Source organism: Candidatus Binatia bacterium (assembly GCA_036382395.1).
Classification (GTDB): Bacteria; Desulfobacterota; Binatia; order HRBIN30; family HRBIN30; genus JAGDMS01.
Genome location: DASVHW010000403.1, coordinates 1 through 11096 on the forward strand (window position 1 = coordinate 1; position 11096 = coordinate 11096).

Consider the following 11096-nt stretch of genomic DNA (forward strand, 5'->3'; position numbering starts at 1 on the left):
CTGCGCGTTCATCCCACCGGCAATCTCGTGCTGCTCACCGGCACGACCTCGGACATCGTCACCGGGCAAATCGAGAGTCTGTCACTGGCGCTGGGCGTCATCTTCATCGTGATGTCGCTGATGTTCCTGTCGATGAAGGTAGGGTGTCTCGCCATCCTGCCCAACGTCCTGCCGATCGTCATCTTTTTCGGGGTCATGGGCTGGCTCGGCATTCCGCTGAACCTCGGCACCAGCTTGATCGCCGCCATCGCCCTCGGGATCGCCGTCGATTCCACCATCCACTACATGGCGCGGCTCAATCTCGAGTTGCAGGGGGAAACCGATCAGGCCGCGGCGATGATGCGGGCGCTGCGGACGGTCGGCGTGCCGATTGTCTACGCCACGGCGGCGCTGTTCGCCGGGTTCCTCACCTTCGCCTTCTCGAGCTTCGTCCCGATTCAGAACTTTGGCGTGCTGACCGGCGTCACCCTGATCACGGCGTTGGCGGCAAACCTGGTCCTGTTGCCGGCGCTGCTGACCACCTCCAAGATCATCACCCTTTGGGACCTGGTATCGGTCAGGCTCGGCAAGGACCCCGCGCAAACCATTCCGCTGTTCGCCGGGCTGCGGCCGGGACAAGCGCGCATCGTCGTACTGATGGCGCAGCTCAAGCATTTTGCGCCCGGTGAATACATCGTCCGGCAAGGCGAGCTGGGCGACGAGATGTATGTCATCATTGAGGGGACGACTGACGTTCTCGCGGGCGCCGGCGAGCACCGTAAGTCGATCCTCACGCTCCGGCGGGGTGACGTGTTCGGCGACATGGCACTCGTCCGTCACAGCGAGCGTAGCGCCGACGTCGTGGCCGCCGACAACGTCGAGGTGCTCGCCGTCGACCAACACTTCCTGCAGCGGATCCAGCGCCGCAACCCCCGGATCGCGTCAAAGGTGTTCTTGAATCTCACCCGTATCCTCAGTGATCGCCTGCAACGCATGACCGACCAGTACGTCGGGCGCGGCGCCAATACTTGACGTGCTCATGCCAGACGACGACGCCGCGGAGGATCAGTCGCGCCGACGCTCGTACGTCGTGCGCCCGCTTGCCGAGAAGGAGGCGTTGATGTCCCCGACCATTCCGCTGCCCACCGACAACGATCTGCCCGCAGCCATCCGCGAAACCCTCGCGGGCTTGCCGCCGCTCAACGTCTTTCGCATGATGGCCAACGCCCCCGCCAGCTTCCAAGCCCTCATCGATTTTGCCATGTCGGTCATCGTCAGCAGCGAGTTCGACGCCCGCAAACGCGAAATTGCCATCCTGCGCGTGGCGCATGTCACGCACTCCAAGTACGAGTGGGTCCAGCATGTGGCTTTCGGTAAACGGCTCGGGCTGACCGACCCCGAGATCGTTCAGATCGGGGTCGATGGTCCGGTCACCGGGCTCGACGAAGAAGGCAACCTGCTGTGCCGCGTCGCCGACGAGATCAGCCGCGACGTGCGCTTGAGCGATACCGCGTTGAGCCAGATCCTGCGGCGCTACGGGACCCGCCAGGCGACGGAGCTGATCCTGTGTTGCAGCTACTTCAACATGCTGAGCCGGTTCCTCGAATCCACCCGGGTTGCGCTCGAGAGCGAGCCGGTCCTGTAAGGGTGCTCGGAAGCGGGGAACCGCTGCAACACTGAATCCGTATTACCACGGTTGCGATAGCGTGTGCCGCAGAGTTATGGTGTGGCACACCTCCGCAGGGCAGACCCGATGTCACAGTATATTGCCGCGCGCGGCGCCCCGGTGGGGCTCGAACACTACGATCAATTGGTCTCCTCCTTCGAGGCCGCGTGTAAGCCGCGCGCCCAGTGGCGCATCGGCACGGAGTACGAGAAGGTCGCGGTGTGGGCGGCCAACGGCAAAGCGGTGCCGTTCACGGGTGGCATCGAGGAGATCCTGCGCCGCCTGGGGGACCGCTACGGTTGGCCCGCCGTTATCGAAAACGGCCGGGTGGTCGCTCTGCAAGGGGACGACGCCTCGATCACCTTGGAGCCGGGCGGGCAGCTCGAGTTGAGCGGGGCACCGTGCGACAGCATCCACGGAACCGCGCGTGAGTTCTCGGAGCATGTCCGCCAGATCGTCGCCGTCGGCAGCGATCTCGGCATCGCCTTTCTCGGTCTCGGCATGCAGCCGCTGAGCCGACCGGATGAAATCGAGCCGGTGCCCAAGCGCCGCTACGCCATCATGGGCCCCCACATGCAACGCGTCGGCACCCTCGGGCACCGTATGATGATGCAAACGGCCACGGTGCAGATGAACATCGATTATGCGAGCGAACGCGACGCCATGGCCAAGATGCGCGTCGGCATGGGCATCGCCCCCCTGCTGACGGCGATGTTTGCCAACTCACCGATCAGCGACGGGAAACTGAACGGCTTCATGAGCTTCCGCGGCCACATCTGGACCGATACCGATCCAGCCCGTTGCGGTCTGCTGCCGTTCGTGTTCCGCGATGCGTGCGGCTTCAGCGACTATATCGAGTACGCCCTGGACGTGCCGATGTACTTCATCGTCCGCGGCGACCGCTGGCTCGACATGACGGCCTTCACCTTCCGCCGATTCTGGACCGACGGCTGTCAGGGGGAACGTGCCACACTCGCCGACTGGACCGCCCACCTCACCACGCTCTTCCCCGAGGTCCGCTTGAAGGCGTATCTTGAGATCCGGTCAATCGACAGTCAGCCACCGGAGCTGATGCTCGCCGCACCCGCGATAGTGAAGGGGCTGTTCTACGAGGAAGACTGCTTGTGGGCCGCCTGGGATTTGGTCAAGCGCTGGAGCTGGGACGACCGGATCAATCTGTACCATGCGGTCCATCGCCACGCACTGAAAGCCCGTGTCGGCGGCATCGAAGTCAGCGAATTGGCGCGTGAGTTGATCGACATCGCGGCCACCGGCTTGGATCGGCAGCGTCAGGGCGAGCAAGAAAGCGAGGCCGTGTACCTCGAGCGTTTAGGGGAACTGGTGCGGCGCGGCCGCTGCCCGGCTGACATTCTTCTCGAGAAGTGGGATGGCCCCTGGAACCGCGAGGTGACGCGGCTCGTCGAGGGCACCGCCTACCGCGCCACACAATAGACCGCTGGCAGACATTCGGTCGTATGCCTTCACCTCTGATCACTCTGCTGACGGATTTCGGCAGCGCGGAAGCTTTCGTGGGTATCATGAAGGGAGTGATGCTCAGCATCAATCCGGACGCTCGCCTCGTCGACTTGTCCCACGCGGTCCCGCCGCAGCACATCATGGCCGGAGCGCTCCTGTTGCGCAGCGCCGTGCCGTTCTTCCCGCAGGGCACAGTGCACCTCGTCGTCGTCGATCCCGGAGTGGGTTCGTCCCGGCGGCCGATTCTGATCGAAACCGACACCGGGTTCCTCGTCGGCCCGGACAACGGCCTGCTGTGTCCGGCCGCGGCGCTCATGGGCCGCCGGGTGATCCGCCTGATCGCCAACGAGACGTTCTTTCGGCACCCGGTCTCGCGGACGTTTCACGGGCGAGACGTCTTTGCGCCCGTGGCGGCGCACCTGTCGCGCGGTGTGGCACCGGAAGCATTCGGCTCGGTGATCGATTCGATCACCGAGCTCAAGGTTCCGGAAGCACGTTGCACCGGTTCGACGATCTCGGGCGTAGTGGTGCATGTGGACCACTTCGGAAATCTGGTGACAAACATCACGGCCGAAGCACTCCCGCGCTTCCCAGCGCAGCAGGTTTCGGTTAGCATCACCGGCACGCCCGTTGCCGGGCCGGTCAGCGCCTACACTGCCGTTGCGGAGGGTTCACCGCTCGCCATCGTGGGGAGTTGGGGAACGCTCGAAGTGGCCGTACGGAACGGCAGCGCGGCAGACATGTTTGCTGCGGCACCGGGAACGCCCGTGACCGTAGTCCTGGAGTCACGTGACGCATGAGAGGCTTCGGTCCCGACGACACCATCGAGAACTACCCGCCCGCATCATCGCTACCGGCGTGGAAATCGGCCGAGGCCGTTCGCCGTCCGCGACGCCTGCCGCTCATCCACGTTGTGCTCTTCGTGGCGACCTTCATTACCACGACAATGGCGGGCGCCTTTCAGCTGGGGGCGGACCCGCTGCATGACCTGGGCAGCATGTGGGCCGGCGTGCCGTTCGCGGTCACGCTGCTGTCGATCTTGTTGGTGCACGAACTGGGTCACTACACCTTGGCGAAGGTGCACGGCGTCAGCGCAACCTTGCCCTACTTCATTCCGGCCCCGCCGGTTCTCATCGGCACCTTCGGCGCCTTCATCCGCATGAAATCACCGCCGGCAACGCGCCGGGCGCTGTTCGACGTCGGTGCCGCCGGGCCCTGGGCGGGACTGTTGGTCGCCATTCCTGCGGTGCTCATCGGCCTCCGGCTTTCCGAGGTCCACCCCCTCGGTCTCAGCGAAGGGGGCCTGGTCCTCGGTGACTCGATTCTGTTCTCCCTTCTCACGCGGCTGGCTTTGGGGACGACGGCCAGCGACGCCACCATCGTGCTGCACCCGATCGCGTTGGCGGGATGGTTTGGACTGTTCGTGACGTTCTTGAACCTGCTGCCGGTGGGACAACTCGACGGCGGGCACGTGACCTACGCCATGTTCGGCCGCTGGCATCGTTTGATCTCGCGGCTCTTTCTCGGGGTCATCGCCGTTCTGGGCCTGAGCGGCTGGGACGGATGGTTCGTCTGGATCGTGCTGCTGCTGATCATCGGCATCGACCACCCGCCCACCCGAGACATCACCACCCCCCTCAGCGGGCGCCGCCGCGTGGCCGCCTGGCTGACCATCGGCGCCTTCATCCTGACCTTCATTCCCGAGCCGATTATCGTCACAGCGCCATCACCGGCATTCGAGGGCGAGCGGACGCCGGTAACCTGGCAGCCAGGTACGCCGCCGCGCGCACGCGGTGGCCTGCTGCTGCCGTTGCATCTCACACCACGCATGCGGGGGATTCCATCATGAGCGAGCGTCTGAGTTGGGACCAGTACTTCATGACCATCACGCGGCAGGTGGCCGAGCGCTCAACCTGTTTGCGTGCGCGTGTCGGCGCGGTCATCGTGCGCGACAAGAACATCCTGGCCACCGGGTACAACGGATCGCCAGCCGGCTTGCCCCACTGCACCGAGGCAGGTTGCCTCGTCTACAAATCGCAAACCCCCAGCGGCGAGACCGAGGAGAACTGCTTTCGGACGATTCATGCGGAGATCAACGCCATTGCGCAGGCGGCGAAGAATGGCGCCGCCATTCGGGATGCGCACATCTACATCACCCACACGCCCTGCATCCACTGCTTCAAGGTCCTCATCAACACCGGCATCGTTCGCATCTGCTACGAAAAGGAGTACAAGCTGCACACCCTGGAACCCCTGCAGCAATACGCGCCGCAGGTCCAGCTCGAACGTATCACGCTGCCGGAACGCTTTGGCAGCTAGGGCGCTGGTGGAGCGGCGCGTTGCGCTGGAGTTCACAGGCAGCCCGCCAGTCATACTGATTGCAAGTCGCGCGGTTCTGTAGGAAGACGCGAGAGATGACTACGCCTGACAGGTTGCCGACGAACGATATGCAGGGAGTTGTCGCCGAGGAAGGACACAGTTTCGTGTTCTTCTCGGCGCTGCTCAACAAGCCGGTGTGTGACTCGCAGGGGGCCTGGGTGGGACAGCTCACCGATGTGGCCGTGTCGGTGGCATACATGTTTCCTCCGGTCGTGAGTTTCGTCGTACAGCGGGGCCGCTGGGAACCGTTTGCGCTCACCGGCCGATGGAGTGACGTCGTCGACATCGAGGGAGCGGCAATCCGCCTCGGCGTGCCGATTCACGCGCTGAAGCCTTCGAAGATGGATGCCCCGGGCGAGATCCTCATTCGCGAGGCCCTGCTCGATAAGCAGATCGTCGATACCAGCGGCGCCAAGGTCGTCCGTGTCAACGACCTCCATTTCCTCAAGCTGGGGCGGTGCGAGCTGCGTCTGATCCATGTGGACGTCGGCACGCGTGGATTGGTGCGGCGGATGGGGTGGGAGTCCGCCCTCGACGGACTGCTGCGCCGCGTCGCGCCGCGGGCGCACTATCTCAGCGCCGAACGGCTCATCCGTTGGCAGTACGTCCAGCCGCTGTCGCTCGATCCGAAAGCCCACAACATTCGGCTCAGTGTGTTGCAGCGACAACTGAAGGAGCTGCACCCCGCGGACATCGCCGAGATCCTCACCGACCTCGACACGCACGACCGCGCCACCATGTTCCGCTCCTTGGATCCGGAGACCGCCGCCGACGCCCTGGCTGAAGTGGAAGATCCGCGCATTCAAACCCAGCTGATCGAGACGGTCTCACAGGAGCACGCGGCCGACATCCTGGAGGAAATGCCACCCGACGAGGCGGCCGACTTGCTCAGCGAGTTGCCGCAGGAAACCTCAACCGCCCTGCTGCACAAGATGGAGATCGACGAAGCACAGGACGTCCGCGAGTTGCTGACCTACGCGCCGGACACGGCGGGCGGCATGATGACCACCGAATTCGTCGCGCTCCCTGCCGAGCTCACAGTCGAAGATACCTTCGCGCACTTGCGCAGTGCCGCACCGGACATCGAGAACATCTACTACCTCTTCGTGGTGGATGCGGACCGGCGACTGGTCGGGGTCTTGAACCTGCGCCACCTCATCATGGCCGTGCCGCAAGCGCAGTTGAGCGAGATCATGATCCGCAACCCGGCACGCGTGCATCACACCGACAGCCGCGACACGGTCGCTGAGATCGTGGAAAAGTACGATCTGCTGGCTCTGCCCGTAGTGGATGACAACGACGTCATCGTGGGCATGATCACCGTGGACGATGTCGTCAGCCACATCGCCAACCAAGCATGGAAGCGCAAGCTGGGGCATTGAAACCTTCGGCACCGCGGGGCCTGCGCGCCCGCTGGCGTGCACGCCTGAGCGTCGGCTTGCCTGGACGCATCGCCTTGATCATGGCGGTGGTGGGGCCCGGCATCATCACGGCCAACGTCGACAACGACGCCGGCGGCATCACCACCTATTCGCTCGCCGGCGCGCAATTCGGTTATGGCCTGCTGTGGACACTGATCCCCATCACCGTGGCCCTCATCGTGGTGCAGGAGATGTGCGCCCGCATGGGAGTGGTCACCGGCAAGGGACTCGCCGACCTCATCCGCGAGCAGTTCGGCGTCAAGGCAACCTTCTATGTCATGGTCGCCCTGCTCTTCGCCAACCTGACCAACACGATCGCGGAGTTTGCCGGCGTCGCCGCCGCGCTCGAGATCTTCGGGGTATCGAAGTACGTTTCCATCCCGGTAGCGGCGTTGCTGGTGTGGTGGCTGATCGTCTACGGCACGTACCGCCGCGTCGAAAAAGTCTTCCTGGTCGCCTGCCTGTTTTACGTGTCGTACATCATTTCGGGATTTATGGCACGCCCCCCGTGGGGCGAGGTCCTCACGCGTATGGTGGTACCCGAGTTCAGCTGGCGCGGGGAGTACCTGGCGATGCTCATCGGCGTGGTCGGCACGACGATTGCCCCGTGGATGCAATTCTACTTGCAGGCCGCCGTCGTCGAGAAAGGCGTCAAGCTGTCGAATTACCGGTACTCCTATTACGACGTCGTGGTGGGCTGCATCGTGACCGACGTGGTCGCGCTGTTCATCATCGTCGCCTGCGCCGCCACTCTCTACACGCACCACATTTCGGTCCAGTCGGCACAGGACGCCGCGTTGGCGCTTGCACCATTGGCCGGGAAATACTGTGCTGGTCTGTTCGCCTTCGGCCTCTTCAACGCCTCGCTGTTTGCGGCCTCCATCCTGCCACTCTCGACCGCCTATTATGTCTGCGAAGGGTTCGGCTGGGAGACGGGAATCGACAACAAGTTTCGTGACGCGCCGCAATTTTTCGGATTGTACACGGCGCTGATCCTCCTCGGGTCCGTCTTCATACTGATTCCCGGGTTTCCTTTGCTGGCCGTGATGTACCTGTCACAGGTCGTCAACGGCATTCTGCTTCCGTTCGTGCTGATTTTCATTTTGCTCCTCGTCAACCGCACCGATCTGATGGGCAAGTACGTCAACTCGCGCACGTACAACATCGTCGCCTGGAGCGCCTCGGCGATCATGATCTTGTTGACCGTGGCGATGGTGGGCAGTCTGTTGATCGGAGGCGGGTGAGCCAAGAGCCAGTCGGTGCGACCCGGCGCCGCAGAGAGCGCAGGCCGACTGATACCTCGCGAATTGTCCGCATTCGTGCACGGCCCCGCACCCCAGAGCCCCATTCTAGAAATCGGCTACCGAACTCCATTCACATGCCCTATGCCCTCGGCGGCCAGGGGGTTTATCCTCGGAGAAGGCCGGCTCAACTACAACACGGAGCAAACCCTCGAAACCTACTATACGCTGCATGCGTGGCACGGCGTCTTCATAGCGGTCGACCTCCAGTACATTCGCCATCCCGGCTACAACCGCGGCCGCGGCCCGGTAATCGTTCCCGGATTCCGTGTTTCTTCCGTTCGTCCCGAGTAGGCCCCTTCCTCTGGGCGCCGTATCGAGAGATGCTTGCGAGGCAGGTCCACCGCGGTCGCCCCTCGATACGCGCCCGGAAAAGACGGGCGCTACTCGGGGAGATCGGTATGTAAGCGTGTCCCTGTATTTTGCGAGACTCAGTAAGTGGCAGTGCACGAACCTGCGTCGCCTTGATGCGATGCTCCTACGCCGAAGGCGTTGCGAAACATAGCCCAGGGTTGCGAAGCTACCCTGGGTCTGCTGTCCGAACAGTCCAACCCTGAAAGGGTTGCGCTCCTACCGACATCAATCCCACACGTACCGCTCGTCGTATCCCACGCCATGGCCTTCCAGCAGTTTGCGGAACTCCGCCTGAAAGTCGAACTGCGATGATGCTCGACCTGTTGTTCGATGTACTGTTCCACTTTCCGGCTCAGGGACTGACTTACCGAGAATGCCGCATATCCCGCCTGCCACTGAAAGCCGGAAAGCGCTGCCCCCTGAGTCGTTGCCCACAGGGACGAGGCTCGTTTCAGTTCCTTGACCCATTCGGCCACGGTGATGGTGCGAGCTTGCCGTGCCAGGCAATGCACATGATCGGCGACGCCGCCCACGCGGATCACCGGGCACTTCAATCGCGCCGAGACGGCGCCAAGGTAGCGGTGCATGGCGTTGCGCCGGTCCGTGTCAGCAAGAACGGGACGCCGGTCCTTGGTTGAAAAGACGAGGTGAACGAGGCAATTTGATAGAGACTGAGCCATGATGCACTGTCAACATAATGTCGGGCGCGTCGAGAGCGCAACCCCTTCGGGGTAGAAGAGGAATCGGTGTTCCCAGCCCAGGGTAGCCGCTGGGCGGCAACCCTGGGCTATGTTTCGCAACACCTTCGGCATAAATTCAAATTACTCGCCGGTGAGACATAGGTTATAGCCCGTAGGCATGCGCGTCGAGAGACCGGTCGCCAGCCGTGGCGGATGGCAAGCACCTGTCTGGCGGCGATGCCGCATGCCCGACAGCGCGACCGATCTCGTCGCAGGACACGCGACCCGAGACTGGAGAGAGATCTGCCATGCGTGATCACTGGAGTGCGCCGACCGCTCACGCTGAGCCGCCGGCGCAGCGGCGTTCGCGACAAGCAGAGATGTTCATGCCGGTCGGGTCGAGCGTGTTGGTCGACGCGCACCGCTCACACGTCGTCCGGTTGTAACCCAGTGTGCTTCGCGATGCGGGCGAGCATCGGTGGTCCGATCTCGTCGCGCTCGTGGAACGCGAAGACGAAGTCCGGCCAGCCGGGACGGGCGAGAACCTTGTGCGAACCGGTCTGCCGTCTGACCGTCCATCCAAATCCCTGAAGGGCCGCGAGAACACGGCTGGCCTTCGCACTCCCCCACTGACTCATGCAGCGGCAAAGGAGATGGTCATCAGGTCGGGTCCGGTTTCACCGTGCTCGAGGCGATCAGCGAGCACGCGCAAGGCAAGTACCTGCACCCTCGCCGTCGCTTCCTCGACGGTCGAGCCATACGCCAGTGCACCGGGCAGCGCGTCGATCTCCGCAATCCATCGCCCGTCCGTCTCTTGCTCGGTCTCGACTTTGAACGTCATGGGCTCCTCCGACCGCTTCCGATCATAGCGCTGTCGCACTCACCGGTCGAACTGGCGCCGGTCAGTCGTAGGGGGCAAACCGCGGCCACCGATTCACCAGAATGGACCGCTGCCCCCTGTCGGCTGCAGCGAGAGTTAGATTTTCGATGAGGGGTTATCTGCGAGTGAGTCCCTCCTTCAGCGATCGCAAAACGTTCCCGTATGTGCGGGTCCGTCTGAGATTTCCAGGTGGGATGTCTGACATGGGAACGTCTGATACTGGGGCATTGTGTCGAATCGGCCGTTTATGCGGGCTATCCGCAAGCATCGACAGTCGCGGAGCGTCTGCCCGCCCCGCCGACTAGTCTGAAGACGCCGGCGCCGCGCGCCATTGTCGCCTCCCACCCAAGAGGGTGGCACCTGATCCCGGCAGCCCCCTCATGGATCCAGCTTTCTGAACCTCGGCGTTTGGATCTGGCGCCTGGCTGTCGTGCTTACTCCGCAGGGAAGGCAACACCTCGGAGTTGGGTCGGCCTGAGTGATAGCGTCCTTTGTCATTGCGTGTCGGTTCCGGCTGCCGAACGCAAGAGGGTTTTTCCGTCATCCGGCCGCTCGACGCGCGCGACGAGTTGAAGCGCCCGCGGCCGGATGGCGGAAAGGCCCCGTTGAACTGAACCGCTGCAGACGCGGCGTTGGCACAGCGCGTCAGCCGCGGCCCACACACATATCTAATAGGCGGTTTATTGCACCGCGTCATCGCGGTGGACACACTTCGACGGTGCGTTTTCTGAGACCCAGCCGTTCGGCGGGCGGTGACGGCACCAGGGCACGGGTGCGTCATTTGAGCCGGACCGTCCGGGTTTACTCGTGGTGCATGACGCAGGGGTCCTGTTTGGTGCGCTCACGTTCCGGCCGAAGTTCGATTCCTCGCGCTCCCCGTCTATCACGACCTCTTCCCACCGCGCCAGCCCCGCAAAGACAAAGCGAGGTCAGCAGTCTGCTGCGCGAGCCACACCCACC

The 11096-nt window shown here is 63.4% G+C and carries 11 protein-coding genes; 9 read left to right on the plus strand and 2 right to left on the minus strand.

Annotation, left to right across the window (positions count from 1 at the left end):
* The 9 genes from VF515_19615 to VF515_19655 form a co-directional block, all read left to right on the plus strand.
* A partial coding sequence (locus VF515_19615) for a cyclic nucleotide-binding domain-containing protein (GenBank protein HEX7409842.1) occupies positions 1-1011 on the plus strand: 1011 nt, incomplete at its 5' end.
* A 7-nt stretch (positions 1012-1018) separates the two neighbouring features.
* A complete protein-coding gene (locus tag VF515_19620) occupies positions 1019-1624 on the plus strand; it encodes a carboxymuconolactone decarboxylase family protein (GenBank protein ID HEX7409843.1) in 606 nt (201 codons plus the stop codon).
* A gap of 108 nt (positions 1625-1732) precedes the next feature.
* A complete protein-coding gene (locus tag VF515_19625) occupies positions 1733-3097 on the plus strand; it encodes a glutamate--cysteine ligase (GenBank protein ID HEX7409844.1) in 1365 nt (454 codons plus the stop codon).
* 23 nt (positions 3098-3120) lie between these two features.
* Complete coding sequence (locus VF515_19630) at positions 3121-3921, plus strand: SAM-dependent chlorinase/fluorinase (protein ID HEX7409845.1); 801 nt, start codon at positions 3121-3123, stop codon at positions 3919-3921.
* Positions 3918-4970, plus strand: a complete 1053-nt coding sequence (locus VF515_19635; GenBank protein HEX7409846.1) for a site-2 protease family protein — start codon at positions 3918-3920, stop codon at positions 4968-4970. Before VF515_19630 ends, VF515_19635 begins: the two co-directional genes overlap by 4 nt.
* Complete coding sequence (locus VF515_19640) at positions 4967-5440, plus strand: cytidine/deoxycytidylate deaminase family protein (GenBank protein HEX7409847.1); 474 nt, start codon at positions 4967-4969, stop codon at positions 5438-5440. The genes VF515_19635 and VF515_19640 overlap by 4 nt, the downstream gene beginning before the upstream one ends.
* A gap of 95 nt (positions 5441-5535) precedes the next feature.
* Positions 5536-6882 carry a CBS domain-containing protein gene (locus tag VF515_19645; protein ID HEX7409848.1) on the plus strand — a complete coding sequence of 449 codons (1347 nt, stop codon included), beginning with the start codon at positions 5536-5538 and terminating at the stop codon, positions 6880-6882.
* 80 nt (positions 6883-6962) lie between these two features.
* On the plus strand, positions 6963-8165 hold the full coding sequence (locus VF515_19650) for an Nramp family divalent metal transporter (GenBank protein HEX7409849.1): 1203 nt from the start codon (positions 6963-6965) through the stop codon (positions 8163-8165).
* Positions 8166-8306: 141 nt separating this feature from the next.
* Positions 8307-8516 carry a carbohydrate porin gene (locus tag VF515_19655; GenBank protein ID HEX7409850.1) on the plus strand — a complete coding sequence of 70 codons (210 nt, stop codon included), beginning with the start codon at positions 8307-8309 and terminating at the stop codon, positions 8514-8516.
* A gap of 1165 nt (positions 8517-9681) precedes the next feature.
* On the opposite strand, the gene VF515_19660 is transcribed toward VF515_19655, so the two are convergent.
* Positions 9682-9894 (minus strand): type II toxin-antitoxin system HicA family toxin, encoded by a 213-nt coding sequence (locus VF515_19660; GenBank protein ID HEX7409851.1) that lies wholly within the window; start codon positions 9892-9894, stop codon positions 9682-9684.
* Entirely contained in the window at positions 9891-10097 is a 207-nt protein-coding gene (locus tag VF515_19665; GenBank protein HEX7409852.1) for a type II toxin-antitoxin system HicB family antitoxin, read from the minus strand. The genes VF515_19660 and VF515_19665 overlap by 4 nt, the downstream gene beginning before the upstream one ends.
* Between the last annotated feature and the right edge of the window lie 999 nt (positions 10098-11096).

Coding starts and splice junctions, on each gene's coding strand:
- VF515_19650 (HEX7409849.1), top strand. CDS start 6,963: ATGGCGGTGGTGGGGCCCGGCATCATCACGGCCAACGTCGACAACGAC.
- VF515_19620 (HEX7409843.1), top strand. CDS start 1,019: ATGCCAGACGACGACGCCGCGGAGGATCAGTCGCGCCGACGCTCGTAC.
- VF515_19630 (HEX7409845.1), top strand. CDS start 3,121: ATGCCTTCACCTCTGATCACTCTGCTGACGGATTTCGGCAGCGCGGAA.
- VF515_19625 (HEX7409844.1), top strand. CDS start 1,733: ATGTCACAGTATATTGCCGCGCGCGGCGCCCCGGTGGGGCTCGAACAC.
- VF515_19635 (HEX7409846.1), top strand. CDS start 3,918: ATGAGAGGCTTCGGTCCCGACGACACCATCGAGAACTACCCGCCCGCA.
- VF515_19665 (HEX7409852.1), bottom strand. CDS start 10,097: ATGACGTTCAAAGTCGAGACCGAGCAAGAGACGGACGGGCGATGGATT.
- VF515_19640 (HEX7409847.1), top strand. CDS start 4,967: ATGAGCGAGCGTCTGAGTTGGGACCAGTACTTCATGACCATCACGCGG.
- VF515_19660 (HEX7409851.1), bottom strand. CDS start 9,894: ATGAGTCAGTGGGGGAGTGCGAAGGCCAGCCGTGTTCTCGCGGCCCTT.
- VF515_19645 (HEX7409848.1), top strand. CDS start 5,536: ATGACTACGCCTGACAGGTTGCCGACGAACGATATGCAGGGAGTTGTC.
- VF515_19655 (HEX7409850.1), top strand. CDS start 8,307: ATGCCCTCGGCGGCCAGGGGGTTTATCCTCGGAGAAGGCCGGCTCAAC.